We start from the raw sequence: 26322 nt of genomic DNA, 5'->3' as shown, positions 1-26322 counted from the left end.
GCCCTCACAGGCTCAGCTCCGGGTGCAGCCGGTCCAGGGTCCACACCTGGCGGCGGCGGGCCGACAGCGCGGTCAGCGCGAGGGCGCCCGCGGTGAAGAGGACGAGCACCACGCACGCGTGCCCGACCGGTTCCAGACCCCCGCCCGTGATGAGCCTGCGCAGTGCCTGCACGACGTAACTCATCGGCAGGAAGCCGTGGATGGCGTTGAAGAACCCGGGGCTGGTCTGCACGGGGTAGGTGCCGCCCGCCGACGTCAGCTGGAGCATCAGCAGGGCCAGCACGAGGATCCGGCCGGCCGCCCCGAAGCGCGCGTTGAGCCACTGCACCAGCGCCGCGAAGCACGCCGCCACCAGGAACAGGAAGCCGACCGTTCCCGCCGCGCGGGCCATCCGCAGACCGATCGCCCAGTGCAGTACGGCCATCAGCGCGGCCGTCTGGAGCACGCCGATCACCACGACGGGCAGCCAGCCCGCCAGCGCGATCCGCCAGGCCGGGGCGCCCGCGGCGAGCGCCCGCCGGTTCATCGGCGGGATCAGCATGTACGCCACCATCGCGCCCACCCACAGGGACAGCGGGATGAAGTACGGGGCGAAACCGGTGCCGTAGTTGGGCGCCTTGTGCAGGGCCTGGGACACGAGCTTCACCGGGTCGGCCATGACGGCGGTGTGCGCGTCGCGGTCCTTCTCGTCGTAGTCGGGGATCCGTCCGGCGCCCTCGTGCAGTCCGTCGGCCAGCCGGGTCGAGCCGCCGACGAGCTTGAACATGCCGCCGTTGAGTGTGGTGGCGCCCGTCTCCAGCTTGCCGACGCCCGCGTCCAGGGCGACCGCGCCCGTGCCGGCCGTGCCGAGCCCGGTGTGCAGCTTGCGCGCGCCCTCGGCGACCTTGCCGGCGCCGGAGTTCAGGTCGTTGACCTTCCGGACCGCGTCGTCGAGGTCCTCGGTGAGGTGCGGGGCGCGGTCGGCGAGGGCCTTTGCCTGCCGCTGGAGCGTGGCCAGGTTCGCCTTGAGCGTCTTCAGGTCGCCGTTCTGGTCGGCGATCAGGGTGTTGAGGTCGTCGGCGACGGTCGCCACATCGGCGGCCGCGTCCTGGGCCTTGCTCAGGTCGGCGCAGGCCGCGTCGGGCAGCAGTGCCGTCGTGCAGTGCGTCCGGTAGTAGGCGCTGAGCAGGTCGGCCGCCGTGTGGGCGCGCTGTGCGGCGCCCGGGGCCCGCGCCACCAGGGTGTCGAGATGGTCCTGGATCGCGCCGGCGGTGTCGGCGACGAGCCGGGCGGTGTCCCCGATGGTCTGTTCGTTCTTCGCCAGGAAGGGCCGCACCGTCCCGGCGACCCCGTTGACCCGGTCGGCCAGGGTCTGGGTGCCCGTCGCGACCCGCGCCGCACCGGACTCCAGATCGCCGGCGCCCTGGTTGAGCCTGGTCAGGCCGGCGGACAGGTCCGAGCTGCCGTTCTTGGCGGTGGTCAGCCCGTCGGCCAGGTCCTTGGAGCCCTGCTCGGCCTTTCCGAGGCCGCCCTTGAGGTCGTCGGCCCCGTTCGCCGCCTTCTCGGTCGCGCCGTGGATGTCGGAGAACGAGATGAAGATCTTGTCCAGGAAGGACCGCGACGCCTTGGTGGACGCGGCCGTGCGCACCTCGCTGAAGACCGTCCGGGAGATCTGGCCGACGATGTAGTTGTTCGCGTCGTTCGTCCGCACCTGGAGCGCGCCGGTCTCGGGGGAGTCGCCCGCGCTGGAGGCGATGCGCTCGCTGAAGTCGGCCGGCATGGTCAGCGACAGGTAGTACGTGCCCTTCTCCACGCCCGCGCGTGCCTCGGCGTCGCTCACCTCGTGCCAGTCGAAGACCTCGCTCTCGCGCAGCCCCGCGGTGATGTCGTCCCCGGCGACGATGCGCTTGCCGCCGGCGGTCGCGCCCTTGTCGTCGTTCACCAGGGCGACGGGGATGCGGGCCAGACGGCCGTAGGGGTCCCAGAAGGACCACAGGTACAGGGCGCCGTACAGCAGGGGCAGCAGCAGAAGGGCGACCAGCGCGGCCCGCGGCAGCCGCCCCCGCCCGAACCGCCGCAGCTCAAGAACGGCCAGTCGAGGCGAGCGCATCGGAGGTCTCCGTCTCTTCGTCGGGGCGGGCGGGGGTGTGGTCGGCGTCGGCGGTGCTGTCGGCGGGGCCGGGGTCCGGGTCGGTGGCGTCGGCTTCCGTGCCGGGGGCGGTGGCGTCGGCCTCTGTGCCGGGCTCCGAGGTGGTGGCGTCGGCTTCCGTGCCGGGATCCGGGGTGGCAGCGTCGTCCTCGGCTTCCCTGCCCGCGTCCCGCTCGCCGCCGCCGGCCCGCGTGCCGGTGTCCGCGTCGCCGTCCCCCGTCGGCACCACGACCGCCCCCTCGGGCGCCTCGCTGCACACCGCCACCACCGTCGTCCCGTTCTCGGCCAGCGACCTGAGCAGGGCCCACACCTCCGCCCGTTCGGCGTCCGCGAGCTTCAGGTCGGTGTCGTCGACGCCGAGCAGGCGCGGCCGGCCGATGAGGGCGAGCGCGACGGACAGCCGCAGCGCCTCCAGGCGTTCCAGATCGCGTACGGCGGTGCGCGAGCCCTTGGGAAGGGACTCCCGGTCGAGTCCGGCGGCGGCCAGAGCGGCGTCGATGCGCAGCGCGGCGTCCAGCGCCCGGTTGCGCCGCGGTCGCAGCAGCCCCCGTACGGAGTCGCCGAACCGCCGCTGGAGCAGCGCCCGTTCGCGCAGGTGCTCACCGACGGTCAGGGCGGGATCGAGGTCGGTCACGCCGGGGACGTGGGCGAGGGCGGCCGAGCGGCGCAGGGCTGCCATCCGGCGCGGCAGCGCGAGGCCGCCCACCACGGCCGTGCCCTCCGTCGGCCGCATCCGCCCCGTGAGCGCGAGCAGCAGACACGTACGGCCGGAGCCGGACGGCCCCTGGACGGCCACGAGCGAGCCCGGCTCCGCCGCGAAGGTGACACCCCGGAAGGCCCAGCCGCGCGGGCCCTTCAGCCCCAGCCCGCGGGCCTCGATCGCGAGACCCTGGGTACCCGTCGAGAACTCGTAGCTCCCGGCCGCCGAGAACCCCTGGCTGTCGATTGCGGACCCGTGCGGCCCGTCGTCCGTCGCCTCCACCATCCGGTGCCCCCTGACACATCGGCCTGCTTTTGAACTGACTGGTCAGTGCAAAAATAGCCCGAACCTTCCTTCGAAGCAAAAGCGCAGGTCAGAACGGATTGTCAGTGGCATACCGCACGATGGGCACATACGGCACCCCGAGTGCCGTCACCCAGACGACAGGAGGTTCGTCATGGCCAGCTACCCCGCAGCCGCCGCCCGCCGGCGCCGCGCCACCGGCCCTGCCCCCTCACTGACCGGCCCGGCGAGCGATGTGCACCCCGTGCTCCGCCGGGCCACGGCCCCGCCCGCCGCCCTCGACCTGCTCACCCAGGCCCGCGCCGCACTGGACGAGGCCGCCGTCCTCGACACGCCCAACGAGCGGTATGCCACCGCCCACCTCGCCGCCCTGCGCACCGCCGCCGCCGTGCTCGCCGCCCGGGGACGCCCGGAGACCACCCCCAGGCGCCGCGCACGCATCAGGAGCGCCTGGGAAGTGCTCCCCGAGATCGCGCCCGAACTGACCGAGTGGAGCGCGCTGTTCGCCTCCGGCGCCCTCCGCCGCGCCCGCGCCGAGGCCGGCATCGCGGGCGCGGCGAGCCGCCGGGACGCCGACGACCTGGTCCGCGACGTGGCGATGTTCATCCGCCTCGTCGAGCGCATGCTCGTCCTCCAGCCGGTCCTGCCCCAGCCCCGCCAGGACGGCGACGGACGGGACACCCCCACCCCCGCCCCCACCCCGTCCGAGGACATGCCGGACGCGGGGTGACCGGGGAGAACCGGGGGCGTTCGGGGAACTGCCCGGTGGGGGAACCGAAGTGACCGGGGGCGGTGCCCGAGGCAATAGGGTGGAGACGCCTGAAGCCTTCCCTCTCCCGCAGGCCGGGCGGGGAGGCAGCCCGTTCGCTCCGCCGTGCCAGAGGCGGTGCCGCGCCGAGGAGTCAACTGCCGTGTCGGACCCCCACCGCCCCCGCGCCGCTCTCCGTACCGCCGTGGTCTGGGAGGTCCTCCAGGACGCCCTCGACCGCCGGGTCAAGGCCACGGGCCGGGAGTCCCTGGACGTCCTCGACACCGGGGGCGGCAGCGGCAAGTTCGCGGTGCCCGTGGCCCGCCTCGGCCACCGCGTCACCGTCGTCGACCCCAGCCCCAACGCGCTGTTCGCCCTGGAGCGCCGCGCCGCCGAGGCCGGCGTCGCCGACAGGGTGCGCGGTGTGCAGGGCGACGCCCACGGCCTGTTCGACGTCGTCGAGCGAGGCGGCTACGACGCCGTGCTGTGCCACGGCGTCCTGGAGTACGTCGACGACCCCGCCGAGGGCGTCCGCAACGCGGTGGCGGCGCTGCGCTCCGAGGGCGTCCTCAGCCTGCTCGCCGCCGGCCTCGGCGGAGCCGTGCTCGCGCGCGCCCTCGCCGGCCACTTCAAGGAGGCCAAGCAGGCCCTGGAGGACCCCGACGGCCGATGGGGCACGGGTGACCCGATGCCGCGCCGCTTCACCGCCGAGCAGCTCACCGGGCTGGTCGAGGGCGCGGGGCTGCGGGTGGGTGCCGTGCACGGCGTGCGGATCTTCGCCGACCTCGTCCCGGGCGTCCTCGTGGACACCGAGCCGGGCGCCCTGGACGCCCTGCTGAAGCTGGAGGAGGCGGCGGCCGAGCTCCCCGCCTTCCACGCGGTGGCCACGCAGCTCCATGTGCTCGGTGAGACACAAGGGGCCGAAGAGGTCTAGGCGCCTTCCGGGGTACCTGTGGGGGAGCCGCTGATCAGCGGCTCCCCCGTGCATGGAGTACGCCACAGGCCCCCCGTTCGGGCGGTGTGCGCCGTATGATCGAGGGAGACCGCCCCGGCATGACGGGCCGGTCGCTGGGGAATGGAAGCCTCAGCGAGCCGGGTCGCCCATGGCGGGTCCCGGTTGCCAATTGGCGTAGAGGGGCGGGTTTCACGGGGGCGATTCCCTGCCTATCCTGAAGGGACCCCCCGGGTCGCCCCGGCGACTGCACGATGAGGAGGACTCCGTGCCGCTCTCGGAGCACGAGCAGCGCATGCTCGAGCAGATGGAGCGAGCGCTGTACGCCGAAGATCCCAAGTTCGCGTCGGCGCTTGAGGGAAGCGGGCTGCGTACGTACACCCGGCGGCGGGTCTACCAGGCGGTCGCGGGCTTCCTCGTAGGTATCGCGCTCCTCATGGCCGGTATGGTCGCCAAGCAGGTCTGGCTCAGTGTGGTGGGTTTCCTCGTCATGCTGGGCTGTGCGGTTCTCGCCGTGACCGGCTGGCGCAAGGCCCCCAAGCCGGGCGAACAGCCCGCCGGTGGCCCCCACGCTCGCGGACAGGCTCGGCCGAAGCGCTCCATGATGGACCGCATCGAGCAGCGCTGGCAGCGCCGCCGCGACGAACAGGGCCATTGACCACGCCCCCCATCTCCTGAGCTGACGACGGGGGTGGCCACCCGACCCGGGTGGCCACCCCCGTCGCGCATGCGCGCCCAGGGACACGGACCCGCTCGGGCGATCACCGGTCGGCACCCCCACGCCCAAGCCACAGCGGCCCCCTGCTCCGGGACGAACCCGGCGCAGGGGGCCGCTGCCCAGCTGCTTTCAGCCACTCTCAGCCACGGAGCCGCCGGCCCCGCAGCCCCGCTCAGCCGCTCGGCTGGTCGCCCGACTGTCTGCTGGTCAGGGCCGTCCAGCGGGTCGCCCAGCTCGCCTTTGCGGCGGTCCAGCGGTCGGACAGATCCCAGAGGGCCCTGATCGCCGATCGGGGCGCCAGCACCGCCCGGACGCGGGTCCGGCGGCCGGCCCGGGAGCGCAGGGCCGCACGCACGGTGCGCACGTCCTCCGGCAGCCCGCCCACCGCGCGCGGATGGGGAGCGAACAGGACCTGCTCCACCGCACCGGCGACCCGGTGCACCGCGTCGGCCGCCGACCCGTCGAGCTCCCCGATGCGGGCGATCCGCTCGGCCGCCCGGCGCGGGGTGAGCGCGTCGTCCGGCGGGATGCCGTAGTCCCAGGCCGTGTCGATGAGCTCTCGCCACACCGCCAGCACATGGCCCGCGGCCGCCTCGCCGACCATCCGCGACGACGGCTCGGGCACCATCGGCGGACCGCTCCCGTCCGTCGGCGCCTCACCCCGGCGTCCCGCGGGCACCCGGGGTGCCGCGGCCGAGGAGTGCTGCGACGAGGCCAGCCGCACCGAACGCCGTCTCATCCGCCACACCATCGGCAGCAGCGGCAGCACCACCGCCGCGAGGCCGACCGCGCTCCAGCCGGCGAGCTGGTACCAGGGCGGGCCGTCGCCGCCCTTGGCCTCCGGGCCCAGCGGCAGCATGTTGCTGCAGCCTTCCTTGCGGTCCAGACCCGAGCAGCTGGAGCTCGCCGACGGCGCGGCCGACGGCGCGGCGGTCGCCGAGCGCGAGGCCTGCGGCTGGTTCGGGACGCTGTTGCCCGGGGAGTCCGGCAGCGTGTACGTCGGAGTGGTGCCCCGGGTCGGAGTCGGCTCGAAGCGGGTCCAGCCCACGCCCTCGAAGTACAGCTCGGGCCACGCGTGCGCGTCCTTCAGGCTCACCGCGACCGTGCCGTCCGCCTGCGGAGAGCCCGGCGCGAAGCCGACCGCGACCCGGGCCGGTATGCCCAGGGTGCGGGCCATCGCCGCCATCGAGAACGAGAAATGGACGCAGAAGCCCTGCTTGTCGCGCAGGAAGTTGGCGATCGCGTCCGGGCCGTTGCCCACTTCCACCTGGGTGTCGTACTGGAAGCCGCCCGTCACCGCGAAGTAGTCCTGGAGGGCGACCGCCTTGGCGTAGTCGCTGGTGGCGTCCTTGGTGATCTCGCGGGCCGTGCGGGACACGACCGCCGGCAGCGAGTCCGGCACGCGCGTGTAGTCGGAGCGCACCGACTTGGGCGCCTGCGGTGCCGCCGCCAGCTGCTGCGCCGTCGGCTGCACCTCCAGACTGCGCACCTCGTACGTCTTGCCGCGGGTGGTCTGCCGGTGGTCGCCGACGAGGGTCATGCCGACCGGTTCGTACCGCCAGTTGCCGTCGACGTTCACGCCGCTGGGCGGATACGGCATGGGCAGCCAGTCCTGGGCGTACCAGTCGGCGGCGCGGACGCGGGTGGTGATCTCCGTGCGCTTGATGTCCGCGCCCAGGCCGGGCGGGGTGGGCAGCTCGTCGGGGACGGCGACGATGTGCCGTTTGGACGGCTTCCAGGTGGTGCCGTCGAAGTCGTCCAGGGAGACGATCCGCAGATACAGGTCGGAGAGGTCGCCGCTGGTGGTGCGCAGGGTCAGGACCGTGCGGTCCTCGTCCACGTTGAGGCTGTCGCGCAGGGAGACCAGCGGGTTGACCGCGGAGATCGTGCCCCCGCCGCCGCTGCCCGAGCCGACGCCCGTACCCGTGCCGTCCAGCAGGCCGCCCGTGATCGCGGGCAGCGGCAGCAGCGGCACCGCGAGGGCGACGCCCAGCGCGACCGCGCCGATGCGCCGGCCGGTGCGCACGGGGGCCACCGGCCCCTCGGGCCCGCCCGGCACGCGCGCGGGGCCGCCGAAGACCCGGCCCCACTGCGAGAGCCGCTCGCGCCCCTCGGCCAGCAGCAGCAACAGATAGCCGGCCGCCGCGGCCAGGAACCACAGCCAGTCCCAGTCGCCCTCGGACAGGCCCGCCGCGACCGAGTACAGCGCGAGGAGCGGCAGACCGGCCGGCGCGGCGTTGCGGAAGGTCACCGCGATGGTGTCCACGGCCAGGCCGATCACCAGCACGCCGCCGACCAGCATCAGCCGGATGCCGGGCGTCATCGGGGCCGGGATGGCGTACCGCTCCACGTCGGTGCTGCCCGCCTGGAGCAGGTCGCCGAAGTGCCGCACGGCGTCGGGGCCGGGGATCAGCCCGGCGAGCGCGTACTCCCTGGCGAAGAGCAGGGTGAGCAGCAGCAGCGTGACCAGGGCCTGCGCGGCCACCGTCAGCGGGCGGGCCAGGGGCACCCGCCGGGCCGCCGCGCCCACCCCGGACTGGACGGCGAGCAGGAAGGCCACCTGCGGGAACCAGCTGTCGGGGTCGACGAGGGGCAGCAGCGCGGTGGACGCCAGCAGCGTGGCCAGCGCGGAGCACAGGGTCAGTCGCGCCCGTCCGCTGATCATCTCGCCTCCCCTCGGCTCGTCCCGCCCGCCGTGACGACACCGGTGCGCTCCCGGTCCGCCTGGCGCCACAACTCGGCCAGCGAAGCGCCCCGCGGCACGCTCAGGGCCGTCCAGCCCGCCTCGCGCAGCATCCGCAGCCGCTCCTCCTGCCTGTTCATCGGATCGGGCAGGCCGTTCGGTTCACGCCCCCAGGTGTCGCCGTCGAGCAGGAAGGCGACCGCGCCCCCGCTGCGTCGGCGCATCTTGGCCGCGATCGTGGCCTGGCCCTCGTCGAGGTGGCCGAAGAAGGCCACCAGCAGCCCCTCGTTGCCGCCGCGCAGCACGTCGTAGGCCCGCGACAGGCTCGCTCCGTCGGAGTGGTCGATCACCGCGAGGGTGTCCATCATCAGCCCGGCCGCGTCGGCCGACTCCTGGGTGGATCCGGCGAAGCCGTCGGAGCCCTCGCCGGGCACCGAGCTGCCGGTGTCCGTCAGCAGCCGCACCGAGAAGCCCCGCTCCAGCATGTGCACCAGCGCCGACGCGCAGCCGGCGACGGCCCACTCGAAGGCCGAGTCGGGGCCTGCGCCGTGGTAGGCGATGCCCCGGGTGTCGAGGAGGACCGTGCAGCGGGAGCGCTGCGGCTGTTCCTCGCGGCGCACCATCAGCTCGCCGTAGCGGGCGGTGGAGCGCCAGTGGACGCGGCGCAGGTCGTCGCCGTAGCGGTAGCCGCGCGGGATCACGTCGTCCTCGCCGGCCAGGGCGAGCGAGCGCTGCCGCCCGTCGCCGTAGCCCTTGGCCTCGCCGCTGAACCGGACCGGCGGCAGCGGCTCCACCTTCGGGATCACGGTCAGGGTGTCGTAGGTCGAGAAGGACCGGGTCAGCTCGCACATGCCGAACGGGTCGGTCAGCCGCAGCTGGAGCGGGCCCAGCGGGTAGCGGCCGCGCAGGTCGGAGCGGACCCGGTAGGACACCTCGCGCCGGCCGCCCGCCTCGACCCGGTCCAGGACGAAGCGGGGGCGCGGGCCGAGGACGTAGGGGACCCGGTCCTGGAGCATCAGCAGGCCGGTGGGCAGCCGGGAGACGTTGTCCATCCGCAGATGGACGCGGGCCTCGGAGGTGGCGGGCACGCGCGCGGGGGAGAGCCGGCGGCTGCCGGCCACCCGGTAGCGGGTGCGGTAGAGGACGGCCGCGCAGATCAGCGGCAGCACGGCCAGCAGCAGCCCGACCCTCAGCAGGTCGGGCTGGCCGAGGACGTACGCGCAGATCGCGGCCGCTATGCCGGCGGCCAGGAAGGAGCGGCCGCGGGTGGTGAGCCCGGCCAGGGCCGTGCGCGGCCCGCTCCGTTCGTCCCGCTCGCTTCGGCCGGGCTCCGGGGGAGCGGCCGCGGCCGTGGTCATCCGAGCCTCCGGGGCGGCTGCTGGCCGAAGCCCCGGGCGTCCGGCAGGCCGTAGCCGCGCTGCTGGGGGCCGGCGGGCACGGGGGTGCGCTGGAGGATCTCCTCGACGACCTGCTCGGCGGTGCGGCGGTTGAGCTGGGCCTGTGCGGTGGGCAGCAGGCGGTGGGCGAGGACGGGCACGGCGAGCTGCTGGATGTCGTCCGGCAGCGCGTAGTCCCGTCCGCCGAGGGCCGCGGACGCCTTCGCCGCGCGCAGCAGGTGCAGGGTCGCGCGCGGGGAGGCGCCGAGTCTGAGGTCGGGGTGGGTGCGGGTGGCGCCGACCAGGTCGACCGCGTAGCGGCGGACCGTTTCAGCGACGTGCACTCCGCGCACCGCGTCGATGAGCTTCACGATCTCATGGGCGTGGGCGACCGGCTGGAGGTCGTCCAGCGGGTTCACCCCGCCGTGCACGTCCAGCATCTGCAGCTCGGCTTCGGCGCTCGGGTAGCCGATCGAGACGCGGGCCATGAAGCGGTCGCGCTGGGCCTCGGGCAGCGGGTAGGTGCCCTCCATCTCGACCGGGTTCTGCGTGGCGACGACCATGAACGGGCTGGGCAGCTCGTAGGACTGGCCGTCGGTGGTGACCTGGCGTTCCTCCATGGACTCCAGGAGCGCCGACTGGGTCTTCGGCGAGGCGCGGTTGATCTCGTCGCCGATGACGATCTGGGCGAAGATCGCGCCCGGTTTGAACTCGAAGTCCCGCCGCTGCTGGTCCCAGATGGACACGCCGGTGATGTCCGACGGCAGCAGGTCGGGGGTGAATTGGATGCGCCGCACCGAGCAGTCGATGGACCGCGCCAGCGCCTTGGCGAGCATCGTCTTGCCCACGCCGGGGACATCCTCGATCAGAAGATGTCCCTCGGCGAGCAGCACTGTCAGCGAAAGCCGTACGACCTCGGGCTTGCCCTCGATCACTCCCTCCACCGAACTGCGGACTCGCTCCACAGTGGCAGTCAGATCTGTAAGGCTCGCTCGCTCGTCATAGGTCGTCACCGGCCCTCCTCGGCCCGTTCTTGCTTCCGGGCCGACGCTCTACGCTGCGGACCGGCCCACCCCGGATCACGGTCACCGCGCGGAAATGGTTCCGCGTGGCGCCTCACCCGCATTCTTGCTGCCGTTACCGTTTCGTGTCACTCGACTGTGGACAACTGCCTGCGATATGTCCGGTTCTTCGGCTTTTAACCGTACTGGTGACAGGTGTTCGACAGCATGCCGCAGGTGCGGGGCGGCCGGTCAGGCGGGGTCGATCTCGCGGAGCAGGCCGGTCCTCACGTCGAAGACGAAGCCCCGGACGTCCTCCTTGTGCAGCAGGAACGGCGAGGTCCGCACGCGCTGCATGGACTGCCGCACGTCCTGGTCGACGTCCCGGAACGCCTCCACGGCCCACGGCGGGCGCTGGCCGACCTCGTCCTCCAGCTCGTGCCGGAAGTCCTCGGTGAGGCTCTCCAGGCCGCAGCCGGTGTGGTGGATCAGCACCACGCTGCGCGTGCCCAGGGCACGCTGGCTGATGGTGAGGGAGCGGATGACGTCGTCGGTGACGACGCCTCCCGCGTTGCGGATGGTGTGGCAGTCGCCGAGCTCCAGGCCGAGCGCGGCGTGCAGGTCGAGGCGGGCGTCCATGCAGGCCACGACGGCGACCTTGAGAACAGGCCGGGCGTCCATGCCGGGATCGGTGAAGGCGGCGGCGTACCGCTCGTTCGCCTCGATGAGGCGGTCGGTGACGGTGCCGGTCGGGGCGTGCTGGGCACCCTGGTCGGCGGGTACCGATGCGGAAGTCGTCATACCTATGACCGTACTGGTCGCTTCCGGCCACGTCTCGGTGTGAGAGCGGGAAAAGAGCGTCATCACGGTCCTCTTGTGAGGTAACGCACACCCGCGCCCGCCCTGGTCCGCGACGCGCAGGCCGGTTGATTGACCGCGAGACACCGTGGACTAAAGTGACGCGAAGCGGGAGGCGAGCTGCTCCCTGCTGGACGTGAAATCCCCAGGAGACACCGGCCGCGGTGCCGGAATCTCCCCGCGGGCGGGGACCCGGCGGTGCGGGCCCGCCGGATCTGAGAGGGCCCCTTGAGCCAGAGTCGACATGTCCCGGTGATGCTCCAGCGGTGCCTGGACCTGTTGGCCCCCGCGCTCCAGGAGCCCGGCGCCGTCGTCGTCGACTGCACCCTCGGGCTCGGCGGCCACAGCGAGGCCCTGCTCCAGCGCTTCCCCGAGGCCCGGCTCGTCGCCCTCGACCGCGACAAGGAGGCCCTGCGCCTGTCCGGCGAGCGCCTCGCGCCCTACGGTGAGCGCGCCACCCTGGTGCACGCCGTCTACGACGAGCTGCCCGCCGTGCTGGAACGCCTCGGCATCGCGCGCGTGCAGGGCGTCCTCTTCGACCTCGGCGTCTCCTCCATGCAGCTCGACGAGGCCGACCGAGGCTTCGCCTACGCCCAGGACGCCCCGCTCGACATGCGCATGGACCAGACGACCGGCATCAGCGCCGCCGAGGTCCTCAACACCTACCCGGCCGGCGAGCTGGTGCGCATCCTGCGCGCGTACGGCGAGGAGAAGCAGGCCAAGCGGATCGTCGCCGCCATCGTTCGCGAGCGCGCGAAGGAGCCGTTCAGCAACAGCGCCCGTCTCGTCGACCTGATCCGGGACGCCCTGCCGCAGGCCGCCAAGCGCACCGGCGGCAACCCGGCCAAGCGGACCTTCCAGGCCCTGCGCATCGAGGTCAACGGCGAGCTGTCCGTCCTGGAGCGGGCGATCCCGGCGGCCGTGAAGGCGCTCGCCGTGGGCGGACGGATCGCGGTGCTGTCGTACCACTCGCTGGAGGACCGGCTGGTCAAGCAGGTGTTCGCGGCCGGCGCCGCCACCACCGCCCCGCCCGGGCTGCCCGTCGTCCCCGAGCGTTACCAGCCCCGGCTCAAGCTGCTCACGCGCGGTGCCGAACTTCCCACCGAGGAAGAGATCGCCGAGAACCGGCGGGCCGCCCCGGCGCGCTTCCGGGGCGCCGAGCGCATCAGGGAGGACGTTGAGTGAGGGGCCGTGATGGCGGGCGCACGCGTCGGACAGGGGGAGCGTGAGTGAGCAGGACACCCGAACTCAAGGGCCGGGCCGCCCGGCTCGCCCGCCTCATTCCCACGGGGACCCCGCGCCAGGCCGCCCGTACCCCGTTCGTCCTGCTCGTCGTGCTCCTCCTCGGCGGCGGCCTCATCGGTCTGCTGGTGCTCAACTCGGCACTGAGCGAGGGCGCCTTCAAGATGGACGACCTCAAGCGCGACACCAAGAACCTCACCGACGAGCAGCAGGCGCTCCAGCGGGACATCGACTCCTACTCCGCCCCCGACGCCCTCCAGCGCCGGGCCCGCGAGCTCGGCATGGTGCCCGGCGGCGATCCCGCCTTCCTCGACCCCGACGGCACCGTCAAGGGCGCCCCCTCGCCCGCCGCGCGGTCGACCGCCCCCGACGCCGCCGCCGTACGCCCGCCGGAGGCCATCACCCTCGGGCAGCCGGCCGCCACGCCCGCACCGGGAACGACGGCCCCGTCCGGGACGTCTTCGCCGACGGGCGCGCAACCGCCCCAGAACGCAGCCACCCCCACGACCCCCGGCAGGTGACGGAAGTGGTCGACAACTCCAGCAGGCAGCCGCCGCGCCGGCGGGTGCCCGCACCCGCCCGGCCCGCCCGGCCCGCGTCCGCGCAGCGCCGCCCGGGCCCCGCCGCCCGGCCCGCCCGCCGCCCGGCCCCGGCCCGCCCGGCGGCGGCCCCCCGCCCCCTCAAGCTCGGCAGCCCCCGCCCCCGGCTGCGCCTGGTCGGCCTCGCCCTGGCCCTCGTCCTGATCGCCTTCGTCGTCCGCCTGCTCCAGGTGCAGGCCGTCGACGCGAGCACCTACGCGGCCAAGGCCGAGCAGAACCGCTACGTGGGACAGGTGCTGGCCGCCGAGCGCGGCGAGATCACCGACCGCAGCGGCGTCGCCCTCGCCACCAGCGAGGACGCCTACGACATCACCGCCGACCCCACGATGTTCACCCCCCGGCAGCTGAAGATCGCCGACGGCCCCGAGCAGGCGGCCGCGCTCCTCGCGCCGATCCTCGGCCAGGAGCAGTCCGCGCTCGTCCAGAAGCTCCGCCCGAAGAACAGCAACACGCGCTACGTCAAGCTCGCCGGCCGGCAGACCCCGCAGGTCTGGAAGCAGATCAAGGACCTCAAGAGCGCGCTCACGACGAAGGCGGCCACGGACCGGACCACGGTCAACGTCCTCGGTGGTGTCTTCTCGGTGCCGAGCAGCAAGCGCGTGTACCCCAACGGCACCCTCGCCGCCGGGATACTGGGCTGGGTCAACGCCGAGGGCAAGGGCGGCGGCGGGATCGAGCAGCAGCTCGACACCGTCCTCGCCGGCAAGGACGGCAAGATCCGCTACGCCCAGTCCGGCGGCCGTCAGGTGCCCACCGCGGGCTCCGCCGAGACCCCGGCCGTGCCCGGTGCCGACGTCGAGCTGACGATCGACCGCGACATCCAGTGGGCGGCGCAGAACGCCATCACCGAGCAGGTGAACAAGTCGAAGGCGGACCGCGGTTACGTCATCGTCCAGGACACCCGCACCGGCGAGATCCTCGCCATGGCCAACGCGCCCGGCTTCGACCCCAACGACCTCTCGAAGGCCGACCCCGGCGCGCTCGGCAACGCGGCCCTCCAGGACGCCTACGAGCCCGGCTCCACCGCCAAGGTCATGTCCATGGCCGCCGTGCTGGAGGAGAACGCGGCCACGCCGCTCACCCATGTCACGGTGCCCAACCGGCTGCACCGCGGCGACCGGCTCTTCCAGGACGACATCGACCACAAGACCTGGTACCTCACGCTCAACGGTGTGCTGGCCAAGTCGTCCAACATCGGCACCATCCTGGCCACCGGGCAGCTCGGCAGGACGCAGGCCCAGGCCAACCAGGTCCTCTACTCGTATCTGCGCAAGTTCGGCATCGGCGGACCCACCGGGCTCGGCTTCCCCGGCGAGACCAAGGGCATCCTGGCCCCGCCCGGCGCGTGGTCGACCTCGCAGCAGTACACGATTCCTTTCGGCCAGGGCGTCTCCGTGAGCGCGCTCCAGGCGGCCTCCGTGTACTCGACCATCGCCAACGGCGGCGTACGGATCGAACCGACCCTGGTGCGCGGCACCGAGGGGCCCGACGGGCGCTTCACCCCCGCTCCGGCCCCGAAGAAGACCAGGGTCATCAGCGCGAAGACGGCGAAGTCGCTCGCCCAGATGCTGGAGTCGGTGGTGGACGACGAGCAGGGCACCGGAGCCAAGGCGCGCATCCCCGGCTACCGCGTGGCGGGCAAGACCGGCACGGCGAACCGCGTGGATCCGGCCACCGGCACGTACAAGGGCTATACCTCGTCGTTCGCCGGGTTCGCGCCCGCCGACAATCCGCGCATCACCGTCTATTGCGCGATTCAGAACGCCACCAAGGGCAACTACTTCGGCGGTCAGATCTGCGGCCCCATCTACCAGAAGGTGATGGAGTTCGCCCTGAAGACCCTCCAGGTCCCGCCGACCGGGACCAAGCCCGCCAATCTGCCGGTCGACTTCACCCCCTGACCCCTTACGTTCAGCGCCGAACAGCCAGGAACCAGCCCGTGTCCATGATCACTCCCGACTCCGGGAACCCGGCCCCGTCCACCGCCTCACTTCGCCCGCAGGCGGGTGCGCCCGGTACGCTCACCGCCGTGCCACACGCTGATCAGTCCCAAACCACCCAGAAGGGCGCTTCCGTGACATATCCGGGGTCGCCACGACCGGTTCAGGTCTCCGCCACACCCCTCGCGGAGCTCGCCGATCAGCTGGGTGCGCCAACCCCGCACGGCGCCACCGAGGTCACGGGCATCACCCATGACTCCCGGGCCGTCCGCCCCGGCGACCTGTACGCCGCCCTCCCGGGCGCCCGCCTGCACGGCGCCGACTTCGTCGCCCAGGCCGCGGGTCTCGGCGCGGTCGCCGTGCTGACCGACCCGACCGGCGCCGAGCGGGCCGCCGCGAGCGGCCTGCCGGTCCTGGTGGCCGACGACCCGCGCGGGCGGATGGGCGAGCTGGCGGCCACGATCTACGGCCACCCGGGCCGCGAGCTGCTCCAGATCGGCATCACCGGCACCTCCGGCAAGACCACCACCGCCTACCTCGTCGAGGGCGGGCTGCAGCCGGTGAAGTCCACCGGCCTGATCGGCACCGTCGAGACGCGCATCGGCGACGAGCGCATCAAGTCCGAGCGCACCACCCCCGAGGCCACCGATCTGCAGGCCCTGTTCGCGGTGATGCGCGAACGCGGCGTCGAGGCGGTCGCCATGGAGGTCTCCAGCCACGCGCTCGTGCTCGGCCGGGTCGACGGCTGTGTCTTCGACATCGCGGTGTTCAACAACCTCAGCCCGGAACACATGGAGTTCCACTCCGACATGGAGGACTACTTCCGGGCCAAGGCGCAGCTGTTCACGCCCGAGCGCAGCAAGCTGGGCGTGATCAACCTCGACGACGAGTACGGCCGCCGCCTCGTGCGGGAGGCCGGCGTCCCGGTCGTCACCTTCTCCGCCGAGGGCCACCCGGACGCCGACTGGCGCGCCGTGGACGTCCAGATCGGCCCGATGGACTCGACGTTCACCGTCGTGGGACCGCGGGGCGAGCGGATCACCGCCAGATCGCCGCTGCCGGGGCCCTTCAACGTGGCGAACACCCTCGCCGCCGTCGTCGCCCTCGCCGTCGCCGGCCTGGACCCGCAGACCGCCGCCGACGGCGTCGCGGCCGTCCCGGGCGTGCCGGGCCGCCTGGAGCGCGTGGACGTCGGACAGCCGTATCTCGCGGTCGTCGACTACGCGCACAAGACGGACGCCGTCGAGTCGGTCCTCAAGGCGCTGCGCAAGGTCACCAAGGGTCGGCTGCACGTCGTGCTCGGCTGCGGCGGCGACCGCGACCGCACCAAGCGCGGCCCGATGGGCGCCGCCGTGGCCCGGCTCGCCGACACCGCCGTGCTGACCTCCGACAACCCCCGCTCCGAGGACCCTCTGGCGATCCTCGCCGCCATGCTCGACGGCGCGGCCTCCGTGCCCGCGCACGAGCGCGGCGAGGTGCTGCTGTTCGAGGACCGGGCCGCCGCGATCGCCGCCGCCGTGGGCCGGGCGCACGCCGGGGACACCGTGCTGGTCGCCGGCAAGGGCCATGAGCAGGGCCAGGACATCGCCGGGGTGGTCCGTCCGTTCGACGACCGCCAGGTGCTTCGCGAAGCTATCCAGCAGACCCAGGGATGAACTTGTGATCGCCCTCTCCCTCGCCGAGATCGCAGAAGTCGTCGGCGGGCAGACGTACGACATACCGGATCCGTCCGCGCGGGTCACCGGTCCCGTCGTCCGGGACTCCCGCGAGGCGGTCCCCGGCAGCCTCTTCGTCGCCTTCGTCGGTGAACGCGTCGACGGCCACGACTTCGCCGAGCGGGTCGTCGCCGCGGGCGCGGTCGCCGTCCTCGCGTCGCGCCCGGTCGGGGTGCCCGCGATCGTCGTCGACGACGTGCAGACGGCCCTCGGCGCCCTCGCCCGTCATGTCGTACGACGGCTGGGCACGACCCTCGTCGCCCTCACCGGCTCCGCCGGCAAGACCAGCACCAAGGACCTCATCGCCCAGGTGCTCCAGCGCAAGGCGCCGACCGTCTTCACGCCCGGCTCGCTCAACAACGAGATCGGGCTGCCGCTGACCGCCCTGTCCGCCACCGAGGAAACCCGGTTCCTGGTGCTGGAGATGGGCGCCCGCGGCATCGGCCACATCCGCTACCTCACCGAACTGACGCCCCCGAGGATCGGCCTCGTCCTCAACGTCGGCACCGCCCACATCGGCGAGTTCGGCGGCCGCGAGCAGATCGCCCAGGCCAAGGGCGAACTCGTGGAGAGCCTTCCGGAGGACGGCACCGCGATCCTCAACGCCGACGACCCCTTGGTCCGGTCCATGGCCTCCCGTACGAAGGCGAAGGTGGTCCTTTTCGGAGAGTCCGACGAAGCGGACGTACGCGCCGAGAACGTGCGACTCATGGACAGCGGACAGCCGTCCTTCAGGCTTCACACACCCTCCGGTGCAAGCGATGTGACCATGCGCCTGTACGGTGAGCACCACGTGTCGAACGCGCTCGCCGCGGCCGCCGTCGCCCATGAGCTGGGCATGTCCGCGGAAGAGATCGCCACCGCGCTCTCCGAGGCGGGCTCCCTCTCCCGCTGGCGGATGGAGGTCACCGAGCGCCCGGACGGCGTGACGATCGTCAACGACGCCTACAACGCGAACCCCGAGTCCATGCGAGCGGCCCTGCGTGCGCTCGCGGCCATGGGCAACGGGCGTCGTACGTGGGCGGTGCTCGGCAAGATGGCCGAGCTCGGGGACGAGGCGCTCGCCGAGCACGACGCGGTCGGACGGCTCGCCGTCCGGCTCAACGTCAGCAAGCTCGTCGCGGTCGGGGGCAGGGAAGCCGCCTGGCTGCAACTGGGCGCATATAACGAGGGTTCGTGGGGTGAGGAGTCGGTGCACGTGTCCGACGCACAGGCGGCGGTCGACCTGTTGCGCAGCGAGTTGCGCCCGGGAGACGTCGTACTCGTGAAGGCGTCCCGTTCGGTCGGCCTCGAAAGCGTCGCGCAGGCGCTGCTCGCGACCGGTGCCGAGGGTGAGGTCGCCGCCCGATGATGAAGCAGATCCTGTTCGCGGGTGTCATCGGTCTCTTCCTGACGCTGATCGGCACCCCGCTGCTGATCAAGCTGCTCGCGCGCAAGGGCTACGGCCAGTACATCCGCGACGACGGCCCGCGCGAGCACGCCAGCAAGCGCGGTACGCCGACCATGGGCGGTATCGCCTTCATCCTGGCCACGGTCGCCGCGTACTTCCTGTCCAAGGTGATCACCGGCTACGCGCCCACCTACTCGGGCCTGCTGGTGCTCGGCCTGATGGTCGGCATGGGCCTGGTCGGCTTCCTCGACGACTACATCAAGATCGTCAAGCGGCGTTCGCTCGGTCTGCGGGCCAAGGCGAAGATGGCGGGCCAGCTGCTCGGCGGCATCGCCTTCGCCGTGCTCTCGCTCCAGTTCGAGGACGCGCGCGGCAACACGCCGGCCTCCACCAAGCTGTCGTTCATCACCGACTTCGGCTGGACCATCGGCCCGGTGCTGTTCGTCGTCTGGGCCCTGTTCATGATCCTCGCGATGTCGAACGGCGTGAACCTGACCGACGGCCTCGACGGCCTCGCCACCGGCGCCTCCGTCCTCGTCTTCGGCGCGTACACCTTCATCGGCGTCTGGCAGTTCCAGGAGTCCTGCGCCAACGGCGAGACGCTGACGAACCCCCACGCCTGTTACGAGGTGCGCGATCCACTGGACCTCGCGGTCGTCTCCGCCGCGCTGATGGGCGCCTGCCTCGGCTTCCTGTGGTGGAACACCTCCCCGGCCAAGATCTTCATGGGCGACACCGGTTCGCTGGCGCTCGGCGGCGTCCTCGCGGGCCTCGCGATCTGCTCCCGCACCGAGCTGCTGCTGGCGCTCCTCGGCGGTCTGTTCGTCCTCATCACCATGTCGGTGGTCATCCAGGTCGGCTCCTTCCGGCTGACCGGGAAGCGCGTCTTCCGGATGGCGCCACTCCAGCATCACTTCGAACTCAAGGGCTGGTCCGAGGTCCTGGTCGTGGTCCGTTTCTGGATCATTCAGGGCATCTGCGTCATCGTGGGACTGGGCCTCTTCTACGCGGGATGGGCAGCGGACAAGTGACCGACTGGCAGGGCAAGCACGTCACCGTCGCCGGACTCGGCGTCTCCGGTGTCCCGGCGGCCAAGGTGCTGCACGCGCGCGGGGCGATCGTCACGGTCGTCAACGACGGCGACGACGCACGCGCGCGTGAGCAGGCGGCCGAACTGGAGGCGCTGGGCATCACCGTGCGCCTCGGTGACGGCGACACCCTGCCCGAGGGCACCGAGCTGATCGTCACCGCACCCGGCTGGAAGCCGGACAAGCCGCTCTTCGAGGCCGCCCGCGCCGCCGGCGTCGACATCTGGGGCGACGTGGAGCTGGCCTGGCGGCTCCGGGGCCCCGACGCGGCCCCCTGGCTGGCCGTCACCGGCACCAACGGCAAGACCACCACGGTCCAGATGCTGGCGTCGATCCTGCGGGCCGCCGGCCTGCGCACGGCGGCCGTCGGCAACATCGGCGTCTCCCTGCTCGACGCGGTCCTCGGCGAGGAGGAGTACGACGTCCTCGCCGTGGAGCTGTCCAGCTATCAGCTGCACTGGGCGCCCTCCCTGCGGGCGCACTCCGCGGCCGTGCTCAACCTCGCCCCGGACCACCTCGACTGGCACGGCTCCATGGAGGCGTACGCCGCCGACAAGGGCCGTATCTACGAGGGCAATCGGGTCGCCTGCGTCTACAACGTGGCCGACAAGGCGACCGAGGACCTGGTGCGCGAGGCCGACGTGGAGGAGGGCTGCCGGGCCATCGGCTTCACCCTCGGCACACCCGGACCCTCCCAACTCGGCGTCGTGGACGGCATCCTGGTCGACCGCGCCTTCGTGGAGAACCGGCAGAAGAACGCCCAGGAGCTGGCCGAGGTCTCCGACGTCGAGCCGCCCGCCCCGCACAACATCGCCAACGCCCTTGCGGCGGCGGCCCTCGCACGGGCCTTCGGGGTGTCCGCCTCGGCCGTACGGGACGGTCTGCGCGCCTTCACCCCGGACGCCCACCGCATCGCCCACGTCGCCGACGTGGACGGCGTCGCCTACGTCGACGACTCCAAGGCCACCAACACCCACGCGGCGGAAGCCTCGTTGGCCGCCTACGACTCGATCGTGTGGATCGCGGGCGGGCTCGCCAAGGGCGCCACCTTCGACGAACTGGTCGCCCGGTCGGCGAAGCGGCTGCGCGGGGTCGTGCTCATCGGCCGGGACCGGGCCCTGATCCGGGAAGCCCTCGCGCGACACGCGCCGGAAGTACCCGTCGTCGACCTCGACCGGATCGACACTGGGGCGATGCTCGCGGCTGTCCAGGAGGCCCAGCGGCTCGCGGTCGAAGGCGACACGGTGCTGCTGGCTCCCGCCTGTGCCTCGATGGACATGTTCGCCAACTACAACCAGCGCGGTGACGCGTTCGCGGAGGCGGTTCGCGAACTCGGCTCCTGACCGACGTAGCGGAGGCGTCTGATGCCCAGTAGCCGTACCGGCCGGCCGCCCGTGCAGCGGGCCGTACGGAGGCCCGCCGCCCGGCCCCCGCGCGAGAATCCCGTCCTGCGGCTCTACACGCGCGCGCGCAAGGCCTGGGACCGGCCGCTGACCGCGTACTACCTGATCCTCGGCGGCAGTCTGCTGATCACCGTGCTGGGGCTGGTGATGGTCTACTCGGCCTCCCAGATCACCGCGCTGCAGAAGTCGCTGCCGGGCTCCTTCTTCTTCCGCAAGCAGCTCCTGGCCGCCGCCATCGGCGCCGGGCTGCTGCTGGTCGCCTCCCGGATGCCGGTGAAACTGCACCGGGCGCTGGCCTACCCGATCCTGGCCGGTGCCGTGTTCCTGATGGCCCTGGTGCAGGTGCCCGGGATAGGGATGGCGGTCAACGGCAACCAGAACTGGATCTCGCTGGGCGGCTCCTTCCAGATCCAGCCGAGCGAGTTCGGCAAGCTGGCGCTCGTGCTGTGGGGCGCCGACCTGATGGCCCGCAAGCAGGAGAAGAAGCTGCTCACGCAGTGGAAGCACATGCTGGTGCCGCTCGTCCCGGTCGCGTTCATGCTGCTCGGGCTGATCATGCTCGGCGGCGACATGGGCACCGCGATCATCCTGACCGCGATCCTGTTCGGGGTGCTGTGGCTGGCGGGCGCGCCGACCCGGCTGTTCGTCGGGGTGCTGGCGATCGCCGGCACCATCGGGCTGATCCTGATCAAGACCAGCCCCAACCGGATGGCCCGGCTGACCTGCATCGGCGCCACCGAACCGAAGGCCGGCGCGGTCGACTGCTGGCAGGCCGTGCACGGGATCTACGCCCTCGCCTCCGGTGGAATCTTCGGTTCCGGGCTGGGTGCGAGTGTGGAAAAATGGGGTCAACTCCCCGAAGCGCACACCGACTTCATCTTCGCCGTCACCGGTGAGGAACTGGGTCTCGCGGGGACGCTGTCGGTGCTCGCCCTCTTCGCGGCTCTAGGCTATGCGGGTATCCGCGTGGCCGGTCGCACGGAGGACCCCTTCGTGAGGTATGCCGCGGGAGGCGTGACCACCTGGATCACCGCTCAGGCGGTGATCAACATCGGTGCGGTGCTCGGCCTGCTGCCGATCGCCGGTGTCCCCCTCCCGCTGTTCTCCTACGGGGGATCCGCCCTGCTGCCGACCATGTTCGCCATCGGGTTGCTGATCGCCTTCGCGCGCGACGAGCCCGCTGCGCGGGCGGCGCTTGCGATGCGGCAGTCACGCTTTGGTAGAAAGCGGGGCGGGGGCCCTGTGCGGGGGCCCCGGAGATGGAACACGATGCGACGGCGTGCCTCGGTGGCGCGTTCGTCCGGAGAGCGGTGAATTTCGGTGCATGTCGTACTCGCTGGTGGGGGGACCGCCGGCCACATCGAGCCCGCGCTCGCCCTCGCGGACGCCCTGCGCAGGCAGGACCCGACCGTGGGCATCACGGCCCTGGGCACGGAGCGCGGCCTGGAGACCCGTCTCGTGCCCGAGCGGGGCTATGAGCTCGCGCTGATCCCGGCGGTGCCGCTGCCGCGCAAGCCCACCCCCGAACTGATCACCGTCCCGGGCCGGCTGCGCGGGACGATCAAGGCGACCGAGCAGATCCTGGAGCGCACGAAGGCGGACTGCGTCGTCGGCTTCGGCGGTTACGTCGCGCTGCCCGGCTATCTGGCCGCCAAGCGCCTCGGTGTGCCGATCGTGATCCACGAGGCCAACGCCCGCCCGGGCCTGGCCAACAAGATCGGCTCCCGGTACGCCGCCCAGGTCGCCGTCTCCACGCCGGACAGCAAGCTGCGCAACGCCCGTTACATCGGCATCCCGCTGCGCCGCTCCATCGCCACCCTGGACCGCGCCGCCGCCCGTCCCGAGGCCCGGCACATGTTCGGCCTCGACCCCAACCTGCCGACGCTGCTCGTCACCGGCGGCTCGCAGGGCGCCCGCCGCCTCAACGAGGTCGTCCAGCAGGTCGCGCCCTACCTCCAGCAGGCCGGCATCCAGATCCTGCACGCGGTCGGCCCGAAGAACGAACTGCCGCAGGTCCACCAGATGCCGGGGATGCCCCCCTACATCCCGGTAAGTTACCTGGACCGGATGGACCTCGCGTACGCCGCGGCCGACATGATGCTCTGCCGCGCGGGCGCGATGACCGTCGCCGAACTCTCCGCCGTCGGACTCCCGGCCGCCTACGTCCCGCTGCCCATCGGCAACGGCGAACAGCGGCTCAACGCCCAGCCGGTGGTCAAGGCCGGCGGCGGACTGCTGGTCGACGACGCGGAACTCACCCCGCAGTGGGTGCAGCAGAACGTCCTGCCCGTCCTCGCCGACCCGCACCGGCTGTACGAGATGTCCCGCGCCGCCAGCGAGTTCGGCCGCCGGGACGCCGACGACCTCCTCGTCGGCATGGTGTACGAGGCGATCGCCGCCGGCCGTGCACACCGATAGGAACCGGATTTCCCGGATGTCCCGGATTTCCGTGTAGGCGAAGGGAACAGGGAGCGTGGCCGGACCGACCACCGCCGAGCGCGGTGCACGCCAGCAGGAGTCGTCCGGCCCGCCCTTCGTCCGCAGGCTGGGCCCGCGCCGGCTCCGTATGATCATCATTCTCGCGCTCGCCGTGGTCCTTCTCGGGGCGGGCGGGGCCTGGGTGTTGTACGGCTCGCCGTGGCTGCGCGTCGAGCGCGTCTCCGTGTCCGGTACGGGCGTGCTGACACCGCAGCAGGTGCGTGAGGCCGCCGCCGTGCCGGTGGGATCCCCGCTGGTCTCCGTCGACACGGACGCCATCGCGACGCGGTTGCGCCGTGAACTGCCCCGTATCGCCACGGTTGACGTGGTTCGTTCCTGGCCGGACGGAATCGATCTGAAAGTGACCGAAAGGCAGCCCGTTCTGCTGGTTCGAAAAGGGGCGAACTTCGTGGAAGTGGACGAGGAAGGTGTCCGCTTCGCCACGGTTTCCGAAGCGCCGAAAAAAGTGCCGCTTCTCCAGATGGCCGTCTCCGCGTCGAGTTCGGGAGGGTCGGCCACCGCGAGCCTGCGCCGCTTCGGCGAGGACCGGCTGGTGCGCGAGGCGGTGCGGGCCGCCGGGGACATTCCGGCCGCCGTCGCCCAGCGGACCCGCGCTCTCAAGGTCCGTTCCTACGACGACATCTCGCTGGAGCTGACCGACGGCCGGACCGTGTCGTGGGGGAGCGGCGAGAAGGGCGCGGCGAAGGCCCGCGCCCTCAACGCTCTCATGAAAGCCTCGCCGGACGCACGGCACTTCGATGTCAGCGTCCCCACCGCGCCTGCGTCATCGGGGAGTTGACGCACATCAGCGCAGGCCAGCACCCTGGTTGGGCAGCGACACGGCTGATCACATAGGGTGAAAAGAAAAACGGGAGGTTCGGCGTGTTCGTTGAACGGGCGCCACTTGTCGACTTAGTGTCCTGTTCAGAAGACTTCAAGGAACAGACACACTGGTAACCCTAAACTTCAGGGTTAGGGTTCGGGTCGGCGAAACGGACCGTCCCATTCGGCATCAGTCGTCGGATCGCGCGACCACGCGAGACGGCGACACGTAACTCGAGGCGAGAGGCCTTCGACGTGGCAGCACCGCAGAACTACCTCGCAGTCATCAAAGTCATCGGTGTCGGCGGCGGTGGTGTCAATGCCATCAACCGGATGATCGAGGTCGGTCTCAAGGGCGTCGAGTTCATCGCCATCAACACCGACGCGCAGGCGCTGTTGATGAGCGACGCCGACGTCAAGCTCGACGTCGGCCGCGAACTCACCCGCGGACTCGGCGCCGGAGCCAACCCGGCCGTCGGCCGCAAGGCCGCCGAGGATCACCGCGAGGAGATCGAGGAGGTCCTCAAGGGGGCCGACATGGTCTTCGTGACGGCCGGTGAAGGCGGCGGCACCGGCACCGGCGGCGCGCCCGTCGTGGCCAACATCGCCCGCTCCCTGGGCGCCCTCACCATCGGCGTGGTCACCCGCCCGTTCACCTTCGAGGGCCGGCGCCGCGCCAACCAGGCCGAGGACGGCATCGCCGAGCTCCGCGAAGAGGTCGACACCCTCATCGTCATCCCCAACGACCGGCTGCTGTCCATCTCGGACCGCCAGGTCTCGGTCCTCGACGCCTTCAAGTCGGCCGACCAGGTCCTGCTCTCCGGCGTCCAGGGCATCACCGACCTCATCACCACCCCCGGCCTCATCAACCTCGACTTCGCCGACGTCAAGTCGGTCATGTCCGAGGCCGGTTCGGCCCTCATGGGCATCGGCTCGGCCCGCGGCGACGACCGCGCGGTGGCCGCGGCCGAGATGGCGATCTCCTCGCCGCTCCTGGAGGCGTCCATCGACGGCGCCCGTGGCGTCCTGCTCTCCATCTCCGGCGGCTCCGACCTCGGCCTCTTCGAGATCAACGAGGCCGCCCAGCTGGTCAGCGAGGCCGCCCACCCCGAGGCCAACATCATCTTCGGCGCGGTCATCGACGACGCCCTCGGCGACGAGGTCCGGGTCACGGTCATCGCGGCCGGCTTCGACGGGGGCCAGCCGCCGGCCCGCCGGGACACCGTCCTGGGTTCGGCCTCGGCCGCCTCCCGCCGCGACGACCCGGCCCCGGTACGGCAGCCGGAGAGCCGCCCGTCCTTCGGCTCGCTCGGCAGCGTGACCCCGAAGGAGGAGCCGGAGCCCGCGCCCGAGCCGGTGGCCGACATCCCGGTCGCCCCGCCGGTCCCGCCGTCGCGCACCTACGCGGACAGCGCGGCCGAGGAACTGGACGTACCGGACTTCCTGAAGTGATAGGACGGCGCGAGAGCGTGAGCGGCGCGCACTTCGCCTTCACCGACCGGTGGGGCGGGGTGAGCGCCGCTCCGTATGAGGAGCTCAACCTGGGCGGCGCGGTCGGCGACGACCCCGGAGCGGTACGGACCAACCGGGAGCTGGCGGCCAAGTCGCTCGGCCTGGACGCCGACCGGGTGGTCTGGATGAACCAGGTGCACGGGGCCGACGTGGCCGTGGTCTCCGCCCCCTGGGGCGACCGGCCGGTGCCGGAGGTCGACGCGATCGTCACCACCGAGCGCGGTCTCGGGCTCGCCGTTCTGACGGCCGACTGCGTGCCCGTCCTGCTCGCCGACCCGGTCGCCGGCGTCGTGGCCGCCGCTCACGCGGGCCGGCCCGGCATGATCGCCGGTGTCGTCCCCGCCGCGCTCCGCGCGATGACGGAGCTGGGCGCCGACCCCGCCCGGATCGTCGCCCGCACCGGGCCCTCCGTGTGCGGCCGGTGCTACGAGGTGCCGGAGGCGATGCGCAGCGAGGTCGCCGCGATCGAGCCCACGGCGCACGCCGAGACGAGTTGGGGCACGCCGGCGGTCGATGTCGCCGCCGGAGTGCACGCCCAGCTCGACCGCGCCGGGGTGCGCGACCGTGAGCGGTCGCCGGTGTGCACGCTGGAGTCGGGGGATCACTTCTCGTACCGCCGCGACCGCACCACCGGGCGGCTCGCGGGATACGTGTGGCTGGACTGAT

21 protein-coding genes are annotated in these 26322 nt (G+C 72.3%); 15 read left to right on the top strand and 6 right to left on the bottom strand.

Annotated features, from left to right (window positions below; all coding sequences use genetic code 11):
• Positions 1-4 precede the first annotated feature (4 nt).
• Both ACZ5NW_RS10340 and ACZ5NW_RS10335 read right to left on the bottom strand, forming a co-directional pair.
• The gene (locus tag ACZ5NW_RS10340; protein WP_468743371.1) at positions 5-2089 is read right to left on the bottom strand and encodes a YhgE/Pip family protein; all 2085 of its coding nucleotides are present in this window, start codon (positions 2087-2089) and stop codon (positions 5-7) included.
• Positions 2061-3113, bottom strand: coding sequence for an ATP-binding cassette domain-containing protein (locus ACZ5NW_RS10335; protein WP_468743370.1), 1053 nt, complete (start codon positions 3111-3113; stop codon positions 2061-2063). Before ACZ5NW_RS10335 ends, ACZ5NW_RS10340 begins: the two co-directional genes overlap by 29 nt.
• A 172-nt stretch (positions 3114-3285) precedes the next feature.
• Here ACZ5NW_RS10335 and ACZ5NW_RS10330 point away from each other — a divergent pair, with 172 nt between their 5' ends.
• From ACZ5NW_RS10330 to ACZ5NW_RS10320, 3 genes are all read left to right on the top strand, one after another.
• Positions 3286-3861, top strand: a complete 576-nt coding sequence (locus ACZ5NW_RS10330) for an SAV_6107 family HEPN domain-containing protein (protein WP_468743369.1) — start codon at positions 3286-3288, stop codon at positions 3859-3861.
• A 181-nt stretch (positions 3862-4042) separates the two neighbouring features.
• The gene (locus ACZ5NW_RS10325) at positions 4043-4813 is read left to right on the top strand and encodes a methyltransferase (protein WP_468743368.1); all 771 of its coding nucleotides are present in this window, start codon (positions 4043-4045) and stop codon (positions 4811-4813) included.
• Between the two features lie 286 nt (positions 4814-5099).
• Positions 5100-5489, top strand: a complete 390-nt coding sequence (locus tag ACZ5NW_RS10320; RefSeq protein WP_468743367.1) for a DUF3040 domain-containing protein — start codon at positions 5100-5102, stop codon at positions 5487-5489.
• Between the two features lie 232 nt (positions 5490-5721).
• Here the strand turns inward: ACZ5NW_RS10320 and ACZ5NW_RS10315 are convergent, their stop codons facing one another.
• The 4 genes from ACZ5NW_RS10315 to ACZ5NW_RS10300 form a co-directional block, all read right to left on the bottom strand.
• Positions 5722-8214, bottom strand: coding sequence for a transglutaminase TgpA family protein (locus ACZ5NW_RS10315; RefSeq protein ID WP_468743366.1), 2493 nt, complete (start codon positions 8212-8214; stop codon positions 5722-5724).
• Complete coding sequence (locus ACZ5NW_RS10310) at positions 8211-9590, bottom strand: DUF58 domain-containing protein (RefSeq protein WP_468743365.1); 1380 nt, start codon at positions 9588-9590, stop codon at positions 8211-8213. The genes ACZ5NW_RS10315 and ACZ5NW_RS10310 overlap by 4 nt, the downstream gene beginning before the upstream one ends.
• On the bottom strand, positions 9587-10621 hold the full coding sequence (locus ACZ5NW_RS10305) for an AAA family ATPase (RefSeq protein WP_468743364.1): 1035 nt from the start codon (positions 10619-10621) through the stop codon (positions 9587-9589). Before ACZ5NW_RS10305 ends, ACZ5NW_RS10310 begins: the two co-directional genes overlap by 4 nt.
• Before the next feature lie 240 nt (positions 10622-10861).
• Positions 10862-11410 carry a beta-class carbonic anhydrase gene (locus ACZ5NW_RS10300; RefSeq protein ID WP_468743363.1) on the bottom strand — a complete coding sequence of 183 codons (549 nt, stop codon included), beginning with the start codon at positions 11408-11410 and terminating at the stop codon, positions 10862-10864.
• A 285-nt stretch (positions 11411-11695) separates the two neighbouring features.
• On the opposite strand from ACZ5NW_RS10300, the gene rsmH reads away from it, so the two are divergent.
• The 12 genes from rsmH (at position 11696) to pgeF (ending at position 26321) form a co-directional block, all read left to right on the top strand.
• The gene (gene rsmH, locus ACZ5NW_RS10295; RefSeq protein ID WP_468743362.1) at positions 11696-12652 is read left to right on the top strand and encodes a 16S rRNA (cytosine(1402)-N(4))-methyltransferase RsmH; all 957 of its coding nucleotides are present in this window, start codon (positions 11696-11698) and stop codon (positions 12650-12652) included.
• Between the two features lie 44 nt (positions 12653-12696).
• The gene (ftsL, locus tag ACZ5NW_RS10290; protein ID WP_468743361.1) at positions 12697-13230 is read left to right on the top strand and encodes a cell division protein FtsL; all 534 of its coding nucleotides are present in this window, start codon (positions 12697-12699) and stop codon (positions 13228-13230) included.
• Positions 13227-15209 (top strand): peptidoglycan D,D-transpeptidase FtsI family protein, encoded by a 1983-nt coding sequence (locus tag ACZ5NW_RS10285; protein ID WP_468743360.1) that lies wholly within the window; start codon positions 13227-13229, stop codon positions 15207-15209. Before ftsL ends, ACZ5NW_RS10285 begins: the two co-directional genes overlap by 4 nt.
• A 38-nt stretch (positions 15210-15247) precedes the next feature.
• Positions 15248-16903 carry a UDP-N-acetylmuramoyl-L-alanyl-D-glutamate--2,6-diaminopimelate ligase gene (locus tag ACZ5NW_RS10280; protein WP_468743359.1) on the top strand — a complete coding sequence of 552 codons (1656 nt, stop codon included), beginning with the start codon at positions 15248-15250 and terminating at the stop codon, positions 16901-16903.
• A gap of 4 nt (positions 16904-16907) precedes the next feature.
• Positions 16908-18314 carry a UDP-N-acetylmuramoyl-tripeptide--D-alanyl-D-alanine ligase gene (locus ACZ5NW_RS10275; RefSeq protein ID WP_468743358.1) on the top strand — a complete coding sequence of 469 codons (1407 nt, stop codon included), beginning with the start codon at positions 16908-16910 and terminating at the stop codon, positions 18312-18314.
• On the top strand, positions 18314-19384 hold the full coding sequence (gene mraY, locus ACZ5NW_RS10270) for a phospho-N-acetylmuramoyl-pentapeptide-transferase (protein WP_468743863.1): 1071 nt from the start codon (positions 18314-18316) through the stop codon (positions 19382-19384). The genes ACZ5NW_RS10275 and mraY overlap by 1 nt, the downstream gene beginning before the upstream one ends.
• Entirely contained in the window at positions 19366-20784 is a 1419-nt protein-coding gene (gene murD, locus ACZ5NW_RS10265; RefSeq protein ID WP_468743357.1) for a UDP-N-acetylmuramoyl-L-alanine--D-glutamate ligase, read from the top strand. Before mraY ends, murD begins: the two co-directional genes overlap by 19 nt.
• A 21-nt stretch (positions 20785-20805) precedes the next feature.
• Positions 20806-22158, top strand: a complete 1353-nt coding sequence (ftsW, locus tag ACZ5NW_RS10260) for a putative lipid II flippase FtsW (RefSeq protein ID WP_468743356.1) — start codon at positions 20806-20808, stop codon at positions 22156-22158.
• A 6-nt stretch (positions 22159-22164) separates the two neighbouring features.
• The gene (murG, locus tag ACZ5NW_RS10255; RefSeq protein ID WP_468743355.1) at positions 22165-23262 is read left to right on the top strand and encodes an undecaprenyldiphospho-muramoylpentapeptide beta-N-acetylglucosaminyltransferase; all 1098 of its coding nucleotides are present in this window, start codon (positions 22165-22167) and stop codon (positions 23260-23262) included.
• A gap of 55 nt (positions 23263-23317) precedes the next feature.
• On the top strand, positions 23318-24121 hold the full coding sequence (locus tag ACZ5NW_RS10250) for a cell division protein FtsQ/DivIB (RefSeq protein ID WP_468743354.1): 804 nt from the start codon (positions 23318-23320) through the stop codon (positions 24119-24121).
• A gap of 278 nt (positions 24122-24399) precedes the next feature.
• Positions 24400-25596, top strand: a complete 1197-nt coding sequence (gene ftsZ / locus ACZ5NW_RS10245; RefSeq protein WP_468743353.1) for a cell division protein FtsZ — start codon at positions 24400-24402, stop codon at positions 25594-25596.
• Complete coding sequence (gene pgeF, locus ACZ5NW_RS10240; protein WP_468743352.1) at positions 25593-26321, top strand: peptidoglycan editing factor PgeF; 729 nt, start codon at positions 25593-25595, stop codon at positions 26319-26321. Before ftsZ ends, pgeF begins: the two co-directional genes overlap by 4 nt.
• Position 26322: the final 1 nt, after the last annotated feature.

This window comes from Streptomyces sp. NPDC032126 (assembly GCF_055580085.1).
Note: the sequence above shows the minus strand (reverse complement) of the source record. Positions and strands in the feature narration are given on the sequence as shown.